We start from the raw sequence: 19,454 nt of genomic DNA on the forward strand, positions 1-19,454 counted from the left end.
GGGGGGGGGGGCCGGCGCGGCGCCCCGGCGGCCCCCCCCCCGCCCCCCCCCCCCCCCCTCCTGGGTGCGTTTCGTCCCATCGGGGCCGACATGGAAAGCGAAATCGCGCGTAGGGGGCAGGAATTTCCGGCCTCCTACGCGCGGAACGACCTCCTACGAGCGGAACTGCCTCCTACGCGCGGAACGACTTCCTACGCGCGGAACGACTTCCTACGCGCGGGACGGCTCGTCAGCTCCGGCGGGCGGCGAGCAGCTCGTCCTCGATCTCCGCGTCCGTCTTGGGTCGGGCGTCCTTGCGGCGCTGCCGCTCCTGGGCGCGCTCGCGCTCCTCGGGGTCGTCCTGGTTGAGGTTCCGGTACTCCTGCACCATCAGGTACGCCAGGAACCCGAACCCGCCGGCCGCGAACATGAACCACTGGATGAAGTAGCTCAGGTGCAGCCCGGTGTCGGCGGTCGGGCGCTCCCAGCCGAGGGGTCGTGCCTCGGTCGGGGCCGGCGACTCGGACGCGAGCTGGCCGTAGGCGCCGGTGTAGATCGGCGTGTCGACCTTCTTCGCGACGTCGGAGAGCGTCACGGACTGCACCTGGTCGGTGTGCGCCGGGTCGGTCCGGCCGGGGATGCGCGGTTCGCTCTCCTGCAGGCGGACGATCGCGGTGACGTCGCCGGACGGGGGAGCGGGGACGTGGTCGGGGGCGTCCTGTGCGTTGCCGGTGGGGACCCAGCCACGGTCGACGACGAACGCCCGGCCGTCGGCGGTGACGAGCGGGGTGAGGACCTCGAACCCGGGCTGCCCGTTGTGGACGCGGTTCCGGACGAGCAGCTGGTCGTCGGTGTCGTACCGCCCGGTGACGCTGACCCGGAGCCAGGTCTGCGAGTCGTCCCAGCTGGCGGCCTTCGGGAGTGCCTGGTCGAGCGGCACCGGGGTGTGCTCGTAGTTCTGTGCGACCTGCTCGTTCTGGCGGACGGCCTCGTTCCGGCGGTCCCACTGCCACATGCCGAACAGGGCGCAGACGATAGCGAAGGCGACCGCGATCGCGAAGTAGCCGAGCCACCGGCGGCTCTGCACGAAGCGCCAGCCGACGAACGGCTTGTCGGGGTCGCGTTCAGCGGTCGCGGTGTCCGTGTCGGTCGCAGCCACGGCGCGCGCGATCTTCTGCGCGTGGCGTCGGCCGTAGCGCGAGCTCGGGTCGAACCGGTCGCTCACCGACGCTCCCCGGCTGCGCGCGCACCGACGTCGTTCTTCGGGGCGTCGGCCGGGTCGCGCTCGTCGTCGAGGCGGTCCACGTCCTCGTGCATGCCGGTCACGCGGACCGGGAAGGACCGGGAGCGCAGGTAGTCGGCGAGGAAGTCACGGTGCTCGTCGCACGCGGCCCAGATCTTCACCCGGTCGGTCGCGTGGATGCGGGGGTTGCGCCAGTTCACGCGCCACGCGGCGGTGTCGCTGCAACCGGCACGCGAGCACACCGGTGTCGAGCCGGGCTCGGTGAAGAGGTCGAACGTGGCACCCATCAGCGACGGCCCCACACCTTCGAGCGGTCGCCGTGGCGCTGCCATTCCTCTTGCGCGTGGTGGGCCTGTTCGCGCAGCCGGTCCTGCTCGGCGCGGTAGGCCGCGGCCCGGTCGTCCTCCTGCTGCTCGCGGAGCCGCGGGTCGACGGCGTCGTAGAGCTCGATGGCACCGGCCGGGCGCACGATGTCGCTCTCGGCACGACTGCCCGCGTTCGCGATGATCACGGCCACCCAGGGGATGACACCGGCGAGGACGATCGGGATGACCGCGAGCCAGGTGTGCCAGACCGACCAGACGAGCACGGCACCGATGAAGAACACGACGCGGAGGGCCATCTGCCAGACGTAGCGGGACAGGCGGTGCGCACGATCCTGCTCCGGAGAGTCCGGGAGCGTGGTGATGCTGTGCGTCGTCTTCATACGGTGTTCTTTCCTCTGCCCAGGGTCAAGCCTAAGCCCGCATGGCCGGACATGGGTGCAGCGCGCGGGTGCCGGATGTCGGGTTTCTGCTCGGGTACGCTCGTCCGGGCGTGTCCGAGCCGTGACCGGACCGGCGCGCCGTGCACCCCACACCGAACGGAGCGACCATGAGCACCCCCCGTACCGTCCTCATCACCGGCGGCAACCGCGGCATCGGCCGAGCACTGGCGGAGCGCTTCGTCGCCGCCGGCCACCGCGTCGCGGTCACCTCCCGCAGCGGTCAGGGCGGCCCCGAGGGTGCGCTCACCGTGCAGGCCGACATCACGGACACCGCCTCCGTCGACGCCGCCTACACGCAGGTCGAGGCCGAGCTCGGCCCGGTCGAGGTCCTCGTCGCGAACGCCGGGATCACCAACGACCAGCTGCTGCTCCGGATGTCCGAGGAGGACTTCACGAGCGTCATCGACACGAACCTCACGGGGACGTTCCGGGTCGTCAAGCGCGCCACGAAGGGCATGATGAAGGCGAAGTTCGGCCGCATCGTGCTCATGTCGAGCGTCGTCGGCGCCTACGGCCAGGTCGGCCAGGTCAACTACGCGTCGTCGAAGGCCGCACTCGTCGGCATGGCGCGGTCGATCACGCGCGAGTTGGGCTCCCGTGGCATCACGGCGAACGTCGTCGCGCCCGGCTTCATCCAGACCGACATGACGGCAGCGCTGCCCGAGGAACTGCAGGCCGAGTTCAAGAAGCAGATCCCGGCGGCGCGCTACGGCACGGTCGACGACGTCGCGGACGCCACGCTGTTCCTCGCGAGCGACGGTGCCGGGTACGTCTCCGGCGCGGTCATCCCGGTCGACGGCGGCCTCGGGATGGGCCACTAGGGCGCGCCCCCGGCTCGTCGTTTCGCGCTCAGCGACAGTTCACGGGCGCTGACGCCCGCGAACTGTCGCTGAGCGCGAAACGTCGGACGGTCGACCCACCGGCAGGGTCAGCCGCGCAGGCCGAGCGTCGCGAGCACCGCGGACAGGTCGCGGTCGACGACCGCGACGTCGGCCTGCTCACGCACGCGCGGCTTCGCGTCGAACGCCACGGACAGGGCAGCGACGCGCATCATCTCGAGGTCGTTCGCGCCGTCGCCGACCGCGACGGTGCGGACGAGCTTCACGCCGTCCGCGTCGGCCCACTCCCGGAGCGCGACGGCCTTGGCGTGCGCGTCCACGACGTCACCGAGCACCCGTCCGGTGAGGACGCCGTCGGTCACCTCGAGTCGGTTGGCCCGGCAGTGGTCGAGGCCGAGGCGCTCGGCGAAGGGGTCGAGGACCTCGTGGAAGCCTCCGGAGACGACACCGACGGTGCCGCCGGCGGCGTGCACGCCGCGGACCAGCTGGTCGGCGCCCCGCGTCACGCGGACCGCGTCCTGTGCGCGTCGGAAGACGTCGGCCTGGAGGCCCGTCAGGGTTGCGACACGCTCCCGGAGGCTCTCGGCGAAGTCGATCTCGCCGCGCATGGCGCGCTCCGTGATCGCCGCGACCTGTGGTCGGGTCCCGGCGGTGTCCGCCAGGAGTTCGATGACCTCGTCCTCGAGGAGCGTGGAATCGGCATCGAGGACGACGAGGAAGCGTGGCACGCACCAACGGTACCGACTGTCGGAGGCGCGGCCGACGTGCGTTACGTCAGCCGCGCCTCCAGGCCGGTTCTGTCGGGACGCGCCTACGCGTCTCCGCGCCTACGCGTCTCCGCGTCTCCGCGTCTCCGCGTCTACGCGTCGACGCGGACGCCCTTGCCGACCACCGTGATGCCGGATTCGGTGACCGTGAAGCCGCGTGCCTCGTCGGCCTCACGGTCGACGCCCACCTGAGCGCCCGGAGCGATGACGACGTCCTTGTCGAGGATTGCGCGGTTCACGACGGAGCCCGCGCCGATGGACGCTCGCTCGAAGACGATCGAGTCGAGGACCTTCGCGCCGGAGTCGATCCCGCACCACGGGCCGATCATGCTGCGTTCGACCTGCGCCCCCGAGACCAGGCACCCGAGCGACACGAGGGAGTCCACCGTGGACCCGGTGTTGCCGTTGGCGTCGCGCACGAACTTCGCCGGGGGCAGGTTCGTCTGCTGGTTGAAGATCGGCCAGTCCTGGTTGTACAGATTGAACACCGGGACGGGTGCGATGAGGTCCATGTGGGCATCGAAGAACGAATCGATCGTCCCCACGTCGCGCCAGTAGTACCGGTCGCGCTCGTTCGAGCCGGGGACTTCGTTGCGCTTGAGGTCGTAGACGCCGGCGTCGCCGCGGTTCACGAAGTCCGGGACGATGTCGCCGCCCATGTCGTGGTTCGACGTCTCGATCTGGCCATCTCGCAGGACCGCGTCGACGAGTGCGTCGGCGTCGAAGACGTAGTTGCCCATCGACGCGAGGATCTCGCCAGGGGAGTCGGCCAGGCCCACGGCGTCCTTCGGCTTCTCGAGGAACGCGTCGATCTTCGTCGGGTCGTCGTCAGCCACCTGGATGACGCCGAACTGGTCGGCGAGCCCGATCGGCTGCCGGATCGCGGCGACGGTCGCGCTGCGGCCGGAGGCGATGTGCGCCTCGACCATCTGGTGGAAGTCCATCCGGTACACGTGGTCGGCGCCGACCACGACGACGATGTCGGGGCGTTCGTCACGCAGCAGGTTGAGCGACTGCAGGATCGCGTCGGCCGAACCGGCGAACCAGCGCTTGCCGAGTCGCTGCTGTGCGGGGACCGACGCGACGTAGGAGCCGAGCAGCCCCTCCATGCGCCAGGTCTCCGCGACGTGACGGTCGAGACTGTGCGACTTGTACTGGGTCAGGACGACGATCTTCTGCAGCCCGGAGTTCACCAGGTTCGAGAGTGCGAAGTCGATGAGACGGAAGTTCCCGCCGAACGGGACAGCGGGCTTCGCCCGGTCGGCCGTGAGCGGCATGAGCCGCTTGCCCTCGCCGCCGGCGAGCACGATGCCGAAGACCTTCTTTGGTGCCATGCCGCTCACAGTAGGCGTCAGCACTGGGAACCGGTTACGTTGAACGCGTGCGAGTCGATCTGCTGACCAGGGAGTATCCGCCGGAGGTCTACGGCGGTGCGGGTGTCCACGTGGCCGAACTGACCGCGGCGCTCCGCTCCGGGACCGACACCGAGGTGCGCGTCCGCGCCTTCGGGGCGTTCCGTGACGAGCCCGACGTGTGGGCCTACCGCACGCCCGACTCGCTCGGGCAGGCGAACGGCGCACTGCAGGCGCTCGCCACCGACGTGGCCATCGCGGCGGACGTCGAGGGCGCCGACGTCGTGCACTCGCACACCTGGTACGCGAACGCGGCAGGCCGGATCGCGCAGTTGACCTACGGCATCCCGCACGTCGTCACGGCGCACAGCCTCGAGCCGCTGCGGCCGTGGAAGGCCGAGCAGCTCGGCGGTGGCTACCGGCTGTCGAGCTGGATGGAGCGGGAGGCGTTCGAGAACGCGGACGGTGTCATCGCGGTGTCGAAGGCGATGCGTGCGGACATCCTGCGCTCGTACCCGTCGATCGACCCGGCGAAGGTGCACGTCGTCTACAACGGCATCGACATCGACGAGTGGAAGCCGCAGGTGGACGAGGACGCGGTGCGCGCGCTCGGGATCGACCCGTCCCGCCCCAGCGTCGTGTTCGTCGGACGCATCACCCGGCAGAAGGGCCTGCCGTACCTGCTCCGCGCGGTGGCCTCGCTGCCGTCGGACGTCCAGATCGTGCTCTGCGCCGGGGCGCCGGACACCCCGGAGATCATGGCCGAGGTCACCTCCCTCGTGGAAGGCCTGCGTGCGGAGCGGGAGGGCGTGGTCTGGATCGACCGGATGCTTGCCCACCAGGAGATCGTCAACGTGCTGTCGTCGGGCACCGTGTTCGTGTGCCCGTCGATCTACGAGCCGCTCGGGATCGTCAACCTCGAGGCCATGGCGTGCGGGATCCCCGTCGTCGGCACCGGCACCGGGGGCATCCCCGAGGTCGTCGCGGACGGGCTGACCGGGCGCATCGTGCCGATCGACCAGGCGCAGGACGGCACCGGCACCCCGACCGACCCCGATCGCTACGTGGCGGACCTCGCCGCGACGCTGAACGAGGTGCTCGCGGACGAGGGGCTGGCGAAGCTCATGGGCCGCGCCGGACGTCTCCGCGTCGAGACCGAGTTCACCTGGGACGCGATCGCGGAGCGGACACGGCAGGTCTACGACGAGGTGCTCGGCCGAAACCTCTAGGCTGGACGCATGCCCTCGGTCGTGCGCTTGTCAGACGTCTCCGTGGTCCGCAACGGGGCCACCATCCTCGACGGGATCTCGTGGGAGGTGCAGGACGACGAACGCTGGGTCGTGCTCGGTGCCAACGGTGCCGGCAAGACCACGTTGCTGCAGGTCGCGGGCGCGCAGAGCTTCCCGACCTCGGGCGACGTCGAGGTGCTCGGCACGGAGCTCGGCGGCGCCGACCTCTTCGAGCTGCGTCCCCGCATCGGCTTCGCGTCGACCGCCCTCGCCCGCCGCATCCCGGTGACCGAGAAGGTCATCGACGTGGTGCTCACCGCGGCGTACTCGGTCACGGGTCGCTGGAACGAGGAGTACGAGGAGCTCGACGTCCGTCGTGCGCAGCGCGTGCTCGAGGAGTGGGGCCTCGGGGCCTTCACCGACCGGACGTTCGGCGAGCTGAGCGACGGCGAGCAGAAGCGCGTCCAGATCGCCCGTGCCGTGATGACGGACCCGGAGATCCTGTTCCTGGACGAGCCCGCGGCGTCGCTCGACCTCGGCGCCCGCGAGAGCCTGGTCCGCACCCTCGGCGGCTACGCCCAGAGCGAGGACTCGCCCGCGATCGTCATCGTCACCCACCACGTCGAGGAGATCCCGGCCGGGTTCACCCACGCGCTGGTGCTCTCCGACGGCCACGTGCAGGCCGCCGGTCCCATCGACGAGGTGCTCACCGCGGCGACCCTGACCGAGGCGTTCGGCATCGAGCTCACGGTGTCGAAGGACGCCGGTCGGTACACGGCACGCGCGGCCTGATCCTGCTCCACATCCGGCTCGCCGTCTGGTAACGTAGACGGCTGGCGCAAGCCGACGACTTCCGGCGTGGTGCTTGTTCGAGCATTCGCGCAGTCCCACCCATCACCGCTATCCGAGGAATCTCCATGAAGACCGACATCCACCCCGAGTACCGCGCCATCGTCTTCCGTGACCTGGCCTCCGGTGAGACGTTCCTGACGCGTTCGACCGCGAACAGCGACAAGACCATCGAGCTCGACGGTGCGACCTACCCGGTCATCGACGTCGAGATCTCCTCCGCTTCGCACCCGTTCTACACGGGCAAGCAGCGCATCCTCGACTCGGCCGGTCGCGTCGAGAAGTTCAACCAGCGCTTCAAGAGCTTCGGCAAGTAAGCACGCTCTGCACGCTGACGGGCGGCTCTCCTTCGGGAGGGCCGCCCGTTTGCGTGCGCCTGGGCGGGTCCGAGCCGTGGGGTGCGCCTGCTGCGGGTCAGCGTTGATTGCGCCCCGGTGCGGACATCGCGCCCGGGTGTGCGGGGGCGCGATGTCCGGAAACGGGCGCAACCGGGGCACGACGCAGCCGGGGTCCGGTGCGACCGGGACCCGGTGCGACCGGTAACGTGCGCGACCGGTGTCCGGTGCGACGGGCGGAGCGGCCGGCGCCGGGCAGGCTACGAACCGTTGCGGTGGGGCCAGCGACCGTCGGCGGTGAAGGACGGGTCGCGCTTCTTCCGCATGTAGTCCTGGAACGAGGTCGCCTGCTCGGCGCACCAGCCGACCTGCTTGCGGTGGAGCTCCTCGGCGGAGACACCGAGCTCCTCCGGGTACTTCGCGGCGATGGCCTGCGCGACACGCCCGGCAGCGATGGCGTCTGCTCCGGCGTCGTGCGCGTCGTCGAGGGTGACGCCGTAGAGCTCCGACGCGGCCTCGAGCGTGCGCTTGCCCTTCCGGTAGGTGTCCAACGCCTTGTCGATCACGAGCGGGTCCACCACGTTGCCCACGACGGGGGAGGCGATGCCGTGGCGCTTGGCCTCTCTGTCGAGGACGGTGAGGTCGTACGGGGCGTTGTAGATCACGAGCGGGATGCCGCGGGCGAAGACGGCCTCGACCGCGGCGATGATCTCGGCGACGACCTCGCCCGCGGGGCGCCCCTCGGCCCGGGCCCGCTCCGTGGTGATGCCGTGCACGGCTGCGGCACCCTCGGGGATCTCGACGCCGGGGTCGGCGATCCAGGCGCCCTCGACGATCGAGCGGCCGGTCATGTCGATCAGGCCGACGTGCGCGGTGACGATGCGGGCGGTCTCGACGTCCACACCGGTGGTCTCGAGGTCGAAGACGCCGAGCGCGTGCCACCACGGTCGGCCGGCGAGGTCCTGCGCCGGGGCGGGCGTGTCGAGCTGTGCTGTGGAGATCGTCACGGCCACAGGCTAACCGGACGCACCGACACGACCACCGCGACCCGCCTGGCGGGGCCGAGCCGTGCCTCCAGGCCGGTGCCCGCTGACACGCGCGGACGCGAGCCGACCGCGCGGACCGCCTACGCGACCGGTGCGCCGACGTGCAGCCAGTAGAACGACTGCGTGCCCATCGTCAACGTCACCGAACCGGACTCGTCGAACGAGGGGAACGTCCCGCCGCCGAACAGGTCGTACAGCGGCCGCCCGGCGAACTCCGGCGCCGAGACCGTCACCGACGTCGGGTTCGTCGCGAACGAGAACACGCAGAGGACGTCCTCCGCCGAGGGGCCGAACTGTGCGCCGGAGCCCTCCCAGGAGCGGACGAACGCGAGGACCGAGTCGTTCGAGGTCTCCTGCACGTCGAGCGTCCCGAGGCCGAACACCGGGTGCGCCTTCCGCACGTGGATGACGTTGCGGACCCAGTGCAGCAGGGAGCGGGACTGGGCGAGCTGGGCCTCGACGTTGACCTGCGCGTAGTTGTACACGAGCGACTGCACGACGGGCAGGTACAGCTTCCCCGGGTCGGCGGTGGAGAAGCCCGCGTTCCGGTCGGGCGTCCACTGCATCGGCGTGCGCGAGGAGTCCCGGTCGGGCAGCCAGATGTTGTCGCCCATGCCGATCTCGTCCCCGTAGTAGAGGAACGGCGACCCGGGCAGCGAGAAGAGCAGCGCGTGGATGAGTTCGAGCTCTGCGCGCGAGTTGTCGAGCAGGGGAGCGAGCCGTCGGCGGATGCCGATGTTCGAGCGCATCCGGGGGTCGTAGCCGTACCAGCCGTACATCGCCTGCCGGTACTCCTCGCTCACCATCTCGAGCGTGAGCTCGTCGTGGTTGCGGAGGAACACGCCCCAGGCCGCACTGGAGGGCACGTCGAGGGTCTCTGACAGGATCGCTTTGAGCTCGGCGGCGTGCTGTGCGCGGAGCGAGTAGAAGATGCGCGGCATCACCGGGAAGTCGAACGCCATGTGGCACTCGGGCTCCTCGTCGGTGCCGAAGAACGCCGCCGTCTCACGGGGCCACTGGTTCGCCTCGGCGAGCAGGACACGCCCGGGGTACTCGTCGTCGACCATCGCCCGGAGCTTCTTGATGAACTCGTGGGTCTCCGGTTCGCCCTCGCCGTTGCCCTCCTCGGACTCGAACAGGTACGGGATCGCGTCGAGCCGGAGCCCGTCCACGCCGAGGTCGAGCCAGTGCCGCACGACGTCGTACACGGCCTCCACCACGGCCGGGTTCTCGAAGTTCAGGTCGGGCTGGTGCGAGAAGAACCGGTGGAAGAAGAACTGTCGGCGGACCGGGTCGAAGGTCCAGTTCGACTCCTCGGTGTCGACGAAGATGATGCGGATGTTCTCGTAGTCGGTGTCCGTGTCGCGCCACACGTAGAAGTCGCCGTAGGGGCCGTCCGGGTCCTCGCGCGACTGCTGGAACCACTCGTGCTGGTCGCTGGTGTGGTTGATCACCATGTCGATGACGATGCGCATGTTCCGCTCGTGTGACTTCGTCACGAGTTCCCGGAAGTCGTCGAGGGTGCCGAACTCCGGCAGGATCGCCTTGTAGTCGGCGATGTCGTAGCCGCCGTCGCGCATCGGCGACTTGAAGAACGGCGGGAGCCACAGGGCGTCGACACCGAGCCACTGCAGGTAGTCGAGCTTGCCGATGACCCCCTGGATGTCACCGATCCCGTCGCCGTTCGAGTCGACGAACGAGCGGATCATGCACTCGTAGAAGACCGAGCGCTTGTACCACTGCGGGTCCAGGGTCAGGCCGGGGAGCTGGATCGGGGCGGTGAACGTCACCATGGACACGCTAGGCCGCCGCCGGTCCGGTTGTCCGCAGAAAGCGCGGACAGCGTCGGCCCGGCGGGCGGCGAGAGGCGTCGGCCCGGCGGGCGGAGTCGGCCCGGCCTGGAGGCGCGGCTCGCCTCCCACAGGCACGTCCCGCCTGCGAGTTGTCCAGGTTTCGTCGTGGGGTGACGCGGGCGCACCGGCGTGCGTTCGTAGACTGGCCGGGATGCAACCACCCGTGCTCTCCCCGTACCAGTCGCTGATGGCCGCCACCCCGGTCGTGCACCGCTCCGTGCAGGTCGACGGCCGCACCACGCACTACTGGGAGTACGGCCCTGCCGACGCGGAGCAGACCGTGCTCGCCGTGCACGGTTTCCGGGGGGACCACCACGGGCTCGAGACCATCGCCGCGCACCTGGTCGGCGTCCGGGTGATCGTGCCGGACCTGCCCGGGTTCGGGATCTCCGACCCGCTCCCGGAGTCCGACATCGACGCGTACGTCGCCTGGCTGACCGGGTTCCACCGGGCCCTCGGGCTGCGCTGCGATGTGGTCGTGCTGGGACACTCGTTCGGCTCGATCGTCGTGTCGGCCACGGTGGCCGCTGGTCTCGAGACCCGCCTGCTCGTCCTGGTGAACCCGATCGCGGCGCCCGCGCTGCAAGGACCGCGGGCGGTCGGCACGGGTATCGCGATCGGCTACTACCGCGCGGGTGCGGTGCTTCCCAAGGCCCTCGGCCTCGGGCTGCTCCGGAACCCGGCGATCGTCCGGGTGATGAGCATCGCGATGCTGAAGTCGCACGATCGCGACCTCCGCCGGTGGGTGCACGACCAGCACGACCGCTACTTCTCGGCGTTCGCGAACCGCACGAGCGTGCTCGAGGCGTTCCGGACCTCGGTCACGCACGACGTGTCGGAGTACGCGGACCGCATCGACGTCCCCGTGCTCATGATCGCGGCGGAGCGCGACGACATCACGGCGGTGCCGGAGCAGCAGGCGCTGGCCGGACGCCTCCGCGATGCCGAACTGGTCGTGATCCCGCAGGTGGGGCACCTCGTGCACTACGAGACGCCGGACGTCGCCGCCGCCGCGGTCCTGCGCCGGATGGCGGACACACCGGCCGGGCGAGCGAAGAAGGCGAAGCCCGGCAAGGCCTCCGGAGCTGCCTCGTGACGCGCCTGCGCATCGGCCTCGACTGCCGGTACGTCCGCATCGGACGGCACGACGGCATCAGCCGCTTCACCGCCGGCGTGGTCGCCAACCTGCCGGACCGGCACGACTACACGCTGCTGGTGAACGACGAACGGCAGCTCGAGTCCCTGCCCGGGGGACTCCCGTGGGAACTCCTCCCCGCACCGACCGACGCCGGGGAGCCCCTCGTCGCGCGGAAGGTCAACCGGCTCGGCCTCGACGCGGTGTTCTCGCCGATGCAGACCATGGGCTCCCGCGGCCGTGACTACGCCCTCGTGCTCACGCTGCACGACCTGATCTACTACCGGAACCGCACACCCCCGCGGGAGTTCTCGTGGCCGATCCGCCTCGGCTGGCGAGCGTTCCACCTGAGCTGGGCGCCGCAGCGGTTCCTGCTGAACGGTGCGGACGGAGTCGTCACCGTGTCGGAGACGACCGCCGGGCTGATCGAGGCCCACCGCCTGACGAAGCGTCCCGTCACCGTGGCGTACAACGCCGCCGACCCCGCTGCACCACGGCCGGCGGGCGGCGCTCGCGAGAAGACCCTCGTCTACATGGGGTCCTTCATGCCGTACAAGAACGTCGAGACCCTGGCCGCCGCGCTCCCGCTGCTCGGCGCCGACTGGGTCCTGCACTGCATGTCCCGGGTCTCCGACGCCGACCGTGCGCGGTTGGGCGGACTCGCGCCCGCCGGTGCGATCGTGTTCCACGACGGCGCCTCCGACGACGAGTACCTGTCCGTGCTGCGATCGGCGACCGCGCTGGCGACGGCCTCGTACGACGAAGGCTTCGGCATCCCGCTGGTCGAGGCGATGGGCGTCGGCACGCCGGTCGTCGTCAGCGACGTCCCGATCTTCCGCGAGATCGGCGGGGACGCCGCGGAGTACTTCGACCCGTCGTCACCGTCAGCAGTCGCCGCTGCCGTGCGACGGCTCGAGGACCGGTGGGACACCGCTTCGCAGGCCTCCATCGCACGGGCCGCTCGGTTCCGGTGGGACGAGTCCGCCGAGCAGGTCGTGCGGGCGGTCGAGCGGGCGGTCGCGGACCGTGCGGGGCGCTGACATCCCCTGACGTCGTCTGGGGGCTGACGACGCCGGTGCGCTGACGACGCTGGCAGCAACGTCTCTCTCGCGAAAGCGACTCCCTGTCCGCCGCGCGCTCGGGTCGGGCACGCCAGAGCGACAGACTGCCGCGGGAGTACGGCGCCAGACTGTCGCTTCGAGTTCAGCATCGTGATGAGTGCTTCGTGCCGCGAAAGCGACTCCGTACCGTCACGGGCTCGAGACTGGTCCGTCAGAGCGACAGACTGCCGCGGGAGTACGGCGCCAGACTGTCGCTTTCGCGGAAGGGTCGGGCCGAAGACCGCGGCCGACACGGCCCGGCCACCGTCAGGGCAGCGCTGACTCCACCGTCGCACCGGGGAACACCGCGCGCGTCTCCTGCGTGGCCTTCGCCACGATGGCGCCGAGCGCGTTCCCGGTGCCCGTCGTCACCACCGTGATCGTCTGCTCCGCGGGCTCGTCCGACGGTCCGGCGTCCCCCCAGGCGCAGCGGACGGTCTGGACCCCGCCGATCGCCGCCAGCTGCCGTGCCAACTCCAGGCGCTTGTCGGTGACCGCAGCGTCCGCGGAGACCCCGACCTGCACCTCGCCGAGGTCGGCGATCGCGAACACGCGCACTCCGTTGCCGCTGACGTCGTCGGCCGCGGCGGCGAGGGCATCGACGGCCGCGGTCTGCTCGGCCTCGGGCAGGGTGGGCGACACCGTGACGGTGCTCTCGACGTCGTAGCTCGCGAACGAGGTCTTCTTCGGCTCCTCGTCGGTGACGCGCTGGACCCCACTGACGTCGCGCGCTGCACTGTCGAAGCGGTCGAGAGCGGCGTCCGGCCGGGGGAAGACCCCGCCGACGCCGTTCTGGACGCTGCCGATGATCGTGATCAGCACCACGGCGAGCACCCCGGCAGCGATGACCACACCGACGCCGACGAGGGCACTGCGGCGCACACGCTGCCGAGGGGTCCGGACCGCCATCGACGCGGTGCCGTGGCCGAACGCGCGGTCGAGGTCGTCGTCATCGTCGGTGGCGTCGGACTGCGGCCATCCCGGACGCACACCGCCTGGTCCGTCGGACGTCATGTCGGCCCCCTCACGCGCTCGGGTCTGCGAGTGCATCGGAGCCTAGTACGCCGGGTCCGACAGCGGTGTCGACCCTGCGGACCGGGCCGAGACGGCTACCCCCGGCGCTCGAGCGGGTTCTGGTACTCGAACGTGTACCGGCCGGGCCCGTCGGACACCCCGTCGATGGGATCGTCGAACCGGACGAGCTCGGCGTGGAACCGCTCGGGGTCCCACCGGAACGAGTGCACGGAGCCGTTGCGGATCGGCGTGCCGTGCCGGTCGACGGTGCCCGGGGCGGCGGCGTTCACGACGCTGCGGATGACGGCGCCGTGGGTCGCGACGACCACGCTGCCGGCGTCGTACCGCACGGCGATCTCGCCGAGGGTCTCGGTGACCCGGGCGAGCAGGGCGCTCCGCGACTCGCGGCCGGGGACGTCGTCGTGCGGGTAGCGGGCCAGGACCTCGTCGTTGGTCAGGCCCTCGGCCTCGCCGTACGAGCGCTCCGCCAGGCCCGGGTGGGCGACGGGTGCCGCGAGGCCGAGGTGCTCGGCGATGATCGACCCGGTCTCGAACGCACGTGACAGCGGTGACGCGACGACGGCGTCGAACGAGCGTCGGTCGAGCAGCGCCGCGGTCGAGGCCGCCTGCCGCCGTCCGGTGTCGTTGAGCGGGATGTCCGTGGAGCCCTGGATGCGCCGTTCGGCGTTCCAGTCGGTCTCGCCGTGCCGGACCAGGTAGAGGAGCGTCGTCACCGCTCGATCATCGCAGACGGGTCGAGACGCGCCGCCAGGGCCTCGAGCGTCTCGGTCGTGCCGGCGTCGAGCTTCACGGCGGCACGGCGGTCGCTGCGGGTCTCGCCGCGGTTGATGATGACCACTGGGTGCTTGCGGCGCGCGGCGTGGTCGACGAGCCGGACGCCGGAGTTCACGGTGAGCGAGGAGCCGACGACGACGAGCGCCTCGGCCTCGGCGACGATGGACACCGCCTCGCGGAACTTCTCGGCCGGCACGAACTCGCCGAAGAACACCACGTCCGGCTTGAGGACGCCGCCGCACACCGAGCAGTCGGGCACCCGGAAGCGTTCGACGTCGGTGATCTCGACGTCGCCGTCCGGTTGCAGCTGGACCGAGCCTGGCTCGTCGATCCACGGGTTGAGCGAGTCGAGCACGGCGGCGAGGTCGGCTCGGGAGAACACCTGCCCGCACGTCAGGCAGACGGCGCGGTCCATCGACCCGTGGATCTCGACGACCCGGCGCGACCCGGAGCGCAGGTGCAGCCCGTCGACGTTCTGCGTGATGACCCCGGTGACGATGCCGTCGCGTTCGAGGGCGGCGAGCGCGCGGTGACCGGCGTTCGGGCGGGCGGCGGCGAACGTCCGCCAGCCGAGGTGCGAACCGGCCCAGTAGCGCTGGCGCTTCGCGGGGTCGGCGCGGAACTCCTGGAAGGTCATCGGCTTCCGGACCACCCGCCCCTCGCCGCGGTAGTCGGGGATGCCGGAGTCGGTGCTGAGCCCCGCGCCGGACAGCACGGCGATGCGCTTGCCGGCGAGCAGCTCGACGGCGCGGTCGAGCTCGACCGCGCCGGAGGAAGCGGGGCTGGTCGGTTCGCTCGTGGCCATCGTGTTCACGGTACCCTCAACAGCCGACCGTCCCGGTCACTTCCCCACACGCACCACACCGAAACGAGCCCCGTGCACGCCGTCCGCATCGACTCCCTCGACGACCCCCGCCTCGACGACTTCGCCCGGTTGACGGACGTCGCACTGCGCCGGGTCTCCGAGGTCGAGGGCGGCCTGTACATCGCCGAGTCCAACACCGTCATCGAGCGGGCTGTCCGAGCCGGCCACGTGCCCCGCAGCATCCTCGTGCAGGAGAAGTGGCTCGACAGCGTGCTGCCGCTCGTCGCCGACCACGACGGCCCGGTGTTCGTCGGCCCGGACGCCCTGCTCGAGGAGCTCACCGGCTTCCGCATGCACCGCGGTGCCCTTGCCGCGATGCAGCGTCCCGTGCTGCCGGAGGTCGCCGACGTCGTGCGGGACGCGAAGCTCGTCGTCGTCCTCGAGGACATCGTCGACCACACCAACGTCGGCGCCGTCTTCCGGAGCGTCGCCGGGCTCGGTGCCGACGCCGTGCTCGTCAGCCCCCGCTGCGCCGACCCCCTGTACCGCCGGAGCGTCCGGGTCAGCATGGGCACCGTCCTGCAGGTCCCGTGGACGCGCATCGGCGAGTGGCCGGCTGCCGGCGAGGAGCTCCGCGCGCAGGGCTTCCACCTCGCCGCGATGGCGCTCACGGACCGCTCCGTCGACCTGGACGCGTTCGTCGCGGACGTCCCCGAGAAGGTCGCGCTGGTGATGGGCACCGAGGGTCAGGGGTTGACCGACGCGGCCGTCGCGTCCGCCGACACGACGGTCCGCATCCCGATGTCGCACGGCGTCGACTCGCTCAACGTCGCCGCGGCGAGCGCCGTGGGTCTGTGGGCGGTCGCGCACGCGCAACGGTCGCGGTCAGTCGACTGAGACGGACTGGAGGCGCGGCTCGGCGCCGTCCCGCAGCACCCGTTCCGCGGTGCGCACCAGGGCACGGTCGGTCCCCGGCGCGCCGACGAGGCTGATCCCGACGGGCGCGCCGCCGACGCTGAGTCCGGGCGCGCTCACCGCGGGGAGGCCGCCGACGCTCGCGAGGGCCGTCATCGCCGTGGTGGCGGTCCGGGTCCGTTCGAGTTCGACGGTGTCGGCGGTCAGTGCGGGTGCGGGTCCGGGCGTGGTCGGGAACACCAGGACGCTGCCGTCGAGTGCCTGCCGGATCGTCTGCCGCAGGTCGTCGAGCCGGGCGACGGCCGCGGCGACCTCGGCGGGCGGGTTGGCTGCGGCCGCCGCGAACCGGTCGCCGACGACGGCGCTCAGGGCTGCCGGGTGTGCGGCGATCCACGGCCCGTGCGCGGCGGTGGCCTCGGCGGCCTGCACGAGGCGCATCGTCTCGCGGAGGTCCTCGAGCGGCGGGATGCCGAGCTCGGCGAGCGTGACCACGGGGAGGTCCTCGCCGACGAACGCGCGGAATGCCTCCTGCGTCGTGGCGTCGGCCGCGGCGACGAGGTCGGCCGCGACCGTCACGGCAGGGGCGGTGTCGGGGTCCGGCAGCGCGACCGGGACGGAGGCGTGGAGCGCCCGGCCGAGCAGGTCGGCGTCGCGCGTGAGCCACCCCACGGTGTCGAAGGACGGCGCGAGCGGGAGCAGCCCGTCGCGGGGGATGAGGTCGTGGGTCGTCCGGAGGCCCCAGAGCCCCTGGTACGAGGCGGGGACCCGCACCGATCCTGCGGTGTCCGTGCCGAGTCCGATGTCGGCCGTCCCGAGACGGACAGCCGATGCGGATCCGCTGGACGAGCCTCCAGGCAGTGCAGTGGCGACCGCCCCGTTCGGTGGGGTGCCGTGGTGCTCGTTGCGTCCCGTGAGGTTGTAGGCGAACTCGTCGGTCCGCGCGATCCCGCGGATCGACGCCCCCGCGGCGAGGAGCGACGCGACCGCGGCGGCGGACGCTGCCTGTGGGGCGGACTCCCGCAGGTACGTCGGGTTGCCGGCGCCGACGGCGTGTCCGGCGACGGCGTAGAGGTCCTTCACCGCGACGGTCGTGCAGTCGAGCGGGCCGCTGCCGGTGGTCGGGACGAGCGGGTCGCCGACGACCCGCCAGATCGTCGTGTCGAACGCCTTGGTGCGACCGGTGACGTGCGCGGCGGCGATGCGCCAGGTGCCGTCGGTGCGTCGCCAGAGCTGGGTCTGCAGGCCGTTCCCGCCGGCGGTGAAGGCCGACACGGAGACGACGAGGGCGAGGTCCTCGGCGAGCGGCCGGACCTCGACGCGCGTCAGCGTCCGGGTGGCGACCCCGCCCCGGGCACCCCGGAAGGCGCTGATCGCGTCGTGGCCGACGAGCAGCCCGCGGTCGTCGCCGCGCATCGTGTCGGGGGCGTCGACGAACGCGTCGTCGAGGGCGTCGAGGTCGTTCGCCATGAGTGCGGTCTCGTAGGCGTCGAGCGCCTCCAGGAGCCCGTCGGGCGTGGTCCGGTCGGTCATCGGGCCCCTCCGAAGTCGCTCTTGCGGATGCGGGCGTGTGCCCCGGTGACGAGGTCGACGACCTGGGAGATGTTGAAGTCGGTCGCCGCGCTGAGGTAGGCGTACGCCAGGTGCGGCTGCATGCCGTAGCGGGCACCGAGGATCGCGATGGCGTGTCGGACGCACGCACGGACGGCTTCGTCGAGGTCGGGGTCGAGCCCGGTCGGGACGAGGTACTCGTGCGTCTCGACGAGCGGCCACACGAGGTCGCCGAACCGCGACGCTGCCTCTGCGCCCGGGGTGAGGTCGAACCGCACGGTGGCGCGGAGCGAGGCCTCCATCGCGGTGAGTGCCACCTCGCCGTCGCCCTGGGCGAAGTGCGGGTCACCGACGAACGCGAGTGCGCCCGGGACGAGCACGGGCAGGTGCAGCTGCGCGCCCGCCTGCAGCAGGTTCACGTCGATGTTCCCGCCGTGCCGCCCCGGTGGCACGGAGTGCGGTCGGTCGCCGGGGGAGCCGACGCCCATGATGCCGAGGAAGGGGGCGAGCGGGAAGCGGGCGAAGTGCTCGCGGTCGTCGGTGAGGGGGATGCGCCCCCACTCGCCGTCGGCATCCGTCACGACGTCGGCGAAGACGCTCACGGTGGTGCCGTCGACGGGGTACTCGCCGTGCAGCGCGCCGCGGCCGTGCCGGTTCGACACGACGCCGTAGGGGACGCGGGGGAGCGTCTCGACCACGGTCATCGTGAGGACGTCGCCGGGCTCGGCGCCCTCGACGGCGATCGGGGCGGAGACGACGTGCGGTCCGTCGTGGTCCGCGTCGCGCCGTGCGGTCCGGGCGGTCGCCACCGCGTCGTCGAGGACGTGCTCCCGCGGGACCCCGTGCCGACCGAAGAAGGCCACCGGGTCGCTGCCCTGGTCCGGCAGGACGCCTTCGTGGCTGACGGTGTCGATGGTCACCTCGGTGCCGGACGGGACCGTGAGTGCTGGCTGGTCGGTGCTGCTCGGGAGTCGTCCCCAGAGCGTCCGCTCCGGCTCGACCGGGAGGTAGTGCGCGGCGCGGATCGGTCCGACCCCCGGTTGCAGGACGGGTTGTGTCACTGGTGGTGCTCCCTCTCGCGGTGCTTGCGCTCGCTGTGCTTGTTCTCGTGGTGCTTGTTCTCCACGAGGTGGGCGACGTCCGCCAGGTGGTCGGTCATCGCCCGGTGGGCAGCGGTCTCGTCGTGGCGACGGATCGCGTCGTGGATGCGCTGGTGCCACTCGAACGACGAGCGGCGGCCCTCGCTGGTGCTGTGGGACTTCGCGCGCACGTCCTGCACCCATCCGCTGCTCAATTCGCAGAGCGACACGAACAGTGGGTTGCCGGAGGCCCGGGCGACCTGCACGTGGAAGGCGACGTCCTGGGCGAGGGACTCGGCTGGGTTCAGGCCGGCGTGCGTCGAGGCCAGGATCGCCTCGAGCCGCACGAGGTCGGACTCGTCGGCGCGGACCGCGGCGAGCGCGGCGATCTGCGGTTCGACGAGCGCGCGGAACTCGGTCACGTGCTCGGTCTCGGACGCGTCGTGCGACATCCGGTCGAGCATCTCGGCGGCCTCGACCGAGCGGGGCAGCACGACGGTGCCGCGACCGGGCGTCCGGGACACGAGCCGACGGCGTTCGAGCTCCTGCAGGGCCTCGCGGATGGTGGTCCGGGACACGGCGAGGTCCGCGGCCAGGGTGCGCTCCGGGGGCAGCTTGTCGCCCGGCGCGAGGTCGTCGAGCACCAGGCGTCCGAGGTGCGCCGCGGTCGTCGCGCTCAGGGTCGGTCCACGTTGCATGACCGGGAGCCTACGGTCCATTGGTCCGGTTGGTTCATTGGTACGACCAACTTTTACACGCCCGTCACACGGGGCGTCGGAGTCGGAAACACGACGGGCGAATGGTG

20 protein-coding genes are annotated in these 19,454 nt (G+C 71.4%); 7 read left to right on the forward strand and 13 right to left on the reverse strand.

Features of this window, described 5'->3' with window-relative positions; all coding sequences use genetic code 11:
• Positions 1 to 229: 229 nt before the first annotated feature.
• Genes FS532_RS01645 through FS532_RS01655 form a run of 3 tightly spaced genes read right to left on the reverse strand, consistent with a single transcriptional unit; the run spans position 230 to position 1,928 of the window.
• Positions 230 to 1,204 carry an SURF1 family cytochrome oxidase biogenesis protein gene (locus tag FS532_RS01645; RefSeq protein WP_144749739.1) on the reverse strand — a complete coding sequence of 325 codons (975 nt, stop codon included), beginning with the start codon at positions 1,202 to 1,204 and terminating at the stop codon, positions 230 to 232.
• Positions 1,201 to 1,509 carry a hypothetical protein gene (locus tag FS532_RS01650; protein ID WP_440130693.1) on the reverse strand — a complete coding sequence of 103 codons (309 nt, stop codon included), beginning with the start codon at positions 1,507 to 1,509 and terminating at the stop codon, positions 1,201 to 1,203. Before FS532_RS01650 ends, FS532_RS01645 begins: the two co-directional genes overlap by 4 nt.
• The gene (locus tag FS532_RS01655) at positions 1,509 to 1,928 is read right to left on the reverse strand and encodes a DUF3099 domain-containing protein (protein WP_144749741.1); all 420 of its coding nucleotides are present in this window, start codon (positions 1,926 to 1,928) and stop codon (positions 1,509 to 1,511) included. Before FS532_RS01655 ends, FS532_RS01650 begins: the two co-directional genes overlap by 1 nt.
• 167 nt (positions 1,929 to 2,095) lie before the next feature.
• On the opposite strand from FS532_RS01655, the gene fabG reads away from it, so the two are divergent.
• Positions 2,096 to 2,809, forward strand: coding sequence for a 3-oxoacyl-ACP reductase FabG (gene fabG, locus FS532_RS01660; RefSeq protein ID WP_144749743.1), 714 nt, complete (start codon positions 2,096 to 2,098; stop codon positions 2,807 to 2,809).
• 107 nt (positions 2,810 to 2,916) lie between these two features.
• Here the strand turns inward: fabG and serB are convergent, their stop codons facing one another.
• Positions 2,917 to 3,555 carry a phosphoserine phosphatase SerB gene (gene serB, locus FS532_RS01665; protein WP_144749745.1) on the reverse strand — a complete coding sequence of 213 codons (639 nt, stop codon included), beginning with the start codon at positions 3,553 to 3,555 and terminating at the stop codon, positions 2,917 to 2,919.
• A 131-nt stretch (positions 3,556 to 3,686) separates the two neighbouring features.
• Positions 3,687 to 4,928, reverse strand: coding sequence for a glucose-1-phosphate adenylyltransferase (locus FS532_RS01670; protein ID WP_144749747.1), 1,242 nt, complete (start codon positions 4,926 to 4,928; stop codon positions 3,687 to 3,689).
• A 47-nt stretch (positions 4,929 to 4,975) separates the two neighbouring features.
• Here FS532_RS01670 and glgA point away from each other — a divergent pair, with 47 nt between their 5' ends.
• The 3 genes from glgA to FS532_RS01685 all read left to right on the forward strand — a co-directional run bounded on the left by glgA (position 4,976) and on the right by FS532_RS01685 (position 7,341).
• A complete protein-coding gene (glgA, locus tag FS532_RS01675; RefSeq protein ID WP_144749749.1) occupies positions 4,976 to 6,175 on the forward strand; it encodes a glycogen synthase in 1,200 nt (399 codons plus the stop codon).
• A gap of 9 nt (positions 6,176 to 6,184) precedes the next feature.
• The gene (locus tag FS532_RS01680) at positions 6,185 to 6,967 is read left to right on the forward strand and encodes an ABC transporter ATP-binding protein (protein WP_144749751.1); all 783 of its coding nucleotides are present in this window, start codon (positions 6,185 to 6,187) and stop codon (positions 6,965 to 6,967) included.
• 125 nt (positions 6,968 to 7,092) lie between these two features.
• Positions 7,093 to 7,341: a type B 50S ribosomal protein L31 gene (locus FS532_RS01685; RefSeq protein WP_070419036.1), complete on the forward strand. Its 249-nt coding sequence runs from the start codon at positions 7,093 to 7,095 to the stop codon at positions 7,339 to 7,341.
• 278 nt (positions 7,342 to 7,619) lie between these two features.
• On the opposite strand, the gene FS532_RS01690 is transcribed toward FS532_RS01685, so the two are convergent.
• Together FS532_RS01690 and treS are read right to left on the reverse strand one after the other, a co-directional pair.
• Positions 7,620 to 8,360, reverse strand: a complete 741-nt coding sequence (locus FS532_RS01690) for a 3'-5' exonuclease (protein ID WP_440130697.1) — start codon at positions 8,358 to 8,360, stop codon at positions 7,620 to 7,622.
• A 125-nt stretch (positions 8,361 to 8,485) separates the two neighbouring features.
• Complete coding sequence (gene treS / locus FS532_RS01695) at positions 8,486 to 10,195, reverse strand: maltose alpha-D-glucosyltransferase (protein ID WP_079238905.1); 1,710 nt, start codon at positions 10,193 to 10,195, stop codon at positions 8,486 to 8,488.
• 214 nt (positions 10,196 to 10,409) lie between these two features.
• Between treS and FS532_RS01700 the strand changes: the two genes are divergently transcribed.
• Both FS532_RS01700 and FS532_RS01705 read left to right on the forward strand, forming a co-directional pair.
• Complete coding sequence (locus tag FS532_RS01700; RefSeq protein ID WP_144749755.1) at positions 10,410 to 11,354, forward strand: alpha/beta fold hydrolase; 945 nt, start codon at positions 10,410 to 10,412, stop codon at positions 11,352 to 11,354.
• A 5-nt stretch (positions 11,355 to 11,359) separates the two neighbouring features.
• A complete protein-coding gene (locus tag FS532_RS01705) occupies positions 11,360 to 12,433 on the forward strand; it encodes a glycosyltransferase family 4 protein (RefSeq protein WP_144750781.1) in 1,074 nt (357 codons plus the stop codon).
• A gap of 327 nt (positions 12,434 to 12,760) precedes the next feature.
• Here the strand turns inward: FS532_RS01705 and FS532_RS01710 are convergent, their stop codons facing one another.
• The 3 genes from FS532_RS01710 to FS532_RS01720 form a co-directional block, all read right to left on the reverse strand.
• Positions 12,761 to 13,507: a hypothetical protein gene (locus tag FS532_RS01710; RefSeq protein ID WP_144749756.1), complete on the reverse strand. Its 747-nt coding sequence runs from the start codon at positions 13,505 to 13,507 to the stop codon at positions 12,761 to 12,763.
• A gap of 95 nt (positions 13,508 to 13,602) precedes the next feature.
• On the reverse strand, positions 13,603 to 14,241 hold the full coding sequence (locus tag FS532_RS01715; RefSeq protein ID WP_144749758.1) for a histidine phosphatase family protein: 639 nt from the start codon (positions 14,239 to 14,241) through the stop codon (positions 13,603 to 13,605).
• On the reverse strand, positions 14,238 to 15,107 hold the full coding sequence (locus FS532_RS01720; RefSeq protein ID WP_144749760.1) for a Sir2 family NAD-dependent protein deacetylase: 870 nt from the start codon (positions 15,105 to 15,107) through the stop codon (positions 14,238 to 14,240). The genes FS532_RS01715 and FS532_RS01720 overlap by 4 nt, the downstream gene beginning before the upstream one ends.
• Positions 15,108 to 15,179: 72 nt before the next feature.
• Here FS532_RS01720 and FS532_RS01725 point away from each other — a divergent pair, with 72 nt between their 5' ends.
• Complete coding sequence (locus FS532_RS01725; RefSeq protein WP_144749762.1) at positions 15,180 to 16,004, forward strand: TrmH family RNA methyltransferase; 825 nt, start codon at positions 15,180 to 15,182, stop codon at positions 16,002 to 16,004.
• On the opposite strand, the gene FS532_RS01730 is transcribed toward FS532_RS01725, so the two are convergent.
• From FS532_RS01730 to FS532_RS01740, 3 genes are read right to left on the reverse strand one after another with little or no spacing between them, the layout of a single operon-like run.
• The gene (locus tag FS532_RS01730) at positions 15,993 to 17,552 is read right to left on the reverse strand and encodes an AtzH-like domain-containing protein (protein ID WP_144749764.1); all 1,560 of its coding nucleotides are present in this window, start codon (positions 17,550 to 17,552) and stop codon (positions 15,993 to 15,995) included. The genes FS532_RS01725 and FS532_RS01730 overlap by 12 nt on opposite strands.
• Entirely contained in the window at positions 17,549 to 18,631 is a 1,083-nt protein-coding gene (locus FS532_RS01735) for an acetamidase/formamidase family protein (RefSeq protein WP_144749766.1), read from the reverse strand. The genes FS532_RS01730 and FS532_RS01735 overlap by 4 nt, the downstream gene beginning before the upstream one ends.
• A complete protein-coding gene (locus FS532_RS01740) occupies positions 18,628 to 19,347 on the reverse strand; it encodes a FadR/GntR family transcriptional regulator (RefSeq protein WP_144749768.1) in 720 nt (239 codons plus the stop codon). The genes FS532_RS01735 and FS532_RS01740 overlap by 4 nt, the downstream gene beginning before the upstream one ends.
• Positions 19,348 to 19,454: the final 107 nt, after the last annotated feature.

This window comes from Curtobacterium pusillum (assembly GCF_007673235.1).
In the GTDB taxonomy this organism is placed as follows: Bacteria; Actinomycetota; Actinomycetes; order Actinomycetales; family Microbacteriaceae; genus Curtobacterium; species Curtobacterium pusillum_C.

Coding starts and splice junctions, on each gene's coding strand:
- FS532_RS01650 (WP_440130693.1), bottom strand. CDS start 1,509: ATGGGTGCCACGTTCGACCTCTTCACCGAGCCCGGCTCGACACCGGTG.
- FS532_RS01655 (WP_144749741.1), bottom strand. CDS start 1,928: ATGAAGACGACGCACAGCATCACCACGCTCCCGGACTCTCCGGAGCAG.
- fabG (WP_144749743.1), top strand. CDS start 2,096: ATGAGCACCCCCCGTACCGTCCTCATCACCGGCGGCAACCGCGGCATC.
- FS532_RS01670 (WP_144749747.1), bottom strand. CDS start 4,928: ATGGCACCAAAGAAGGTCTTCGGCATCGTGCTCGCCGGCGGCGAGGGC.
- FS532_RS01680 (WP_144749751.1), top strand. CDS start 6,185: ATGCCCTCGGTCGTGCGCTTGTCAGACGTCTCCGTGGTCCGCAACGGG.
- FS532_RS01685 (WP_070419036.1), top strand. CDS start 7,093: ATGAAGACCGACATCCACCCCGAGTACCGCGCCATCGTCTTCCGTGAC.
- FS532_RS01700 (WP_144749755.1), top strand. CDS start 10,410: ATGCAACCACCCGTGCTCTCCCCGTACCAGTCGCTGATGGCCGCCACC.
- FS532_RS01710 (WP_144749756.1), bottom strand. CDS start 13,507: ATGACGTCCGACGGACCAGGCGGTGTGCGTCCGGGATGGCCGCAGTCC.
- FS532_RS01720 (WP_144749760.1), bottom strand. CDS start 15,107: ATGGCCACGAGCGAACCGACCAGCCCCGCTTCCTCCGGCGCGGTCGAG.
- FS532_RS01730 (WP_144749764.1), bottom strand. CDS start 17,552: ATGACCGACCGGACCACGCCCGACGGGCTCCTGGAGGCGCTCGACGCC.
- FS532_RS01740 (WP_144749768.1), bottom strand. CDS start 19,347: ATGCAACGTGGACCGACCCTGAGCGCGACGACCGCGGCGCACCTCGGA.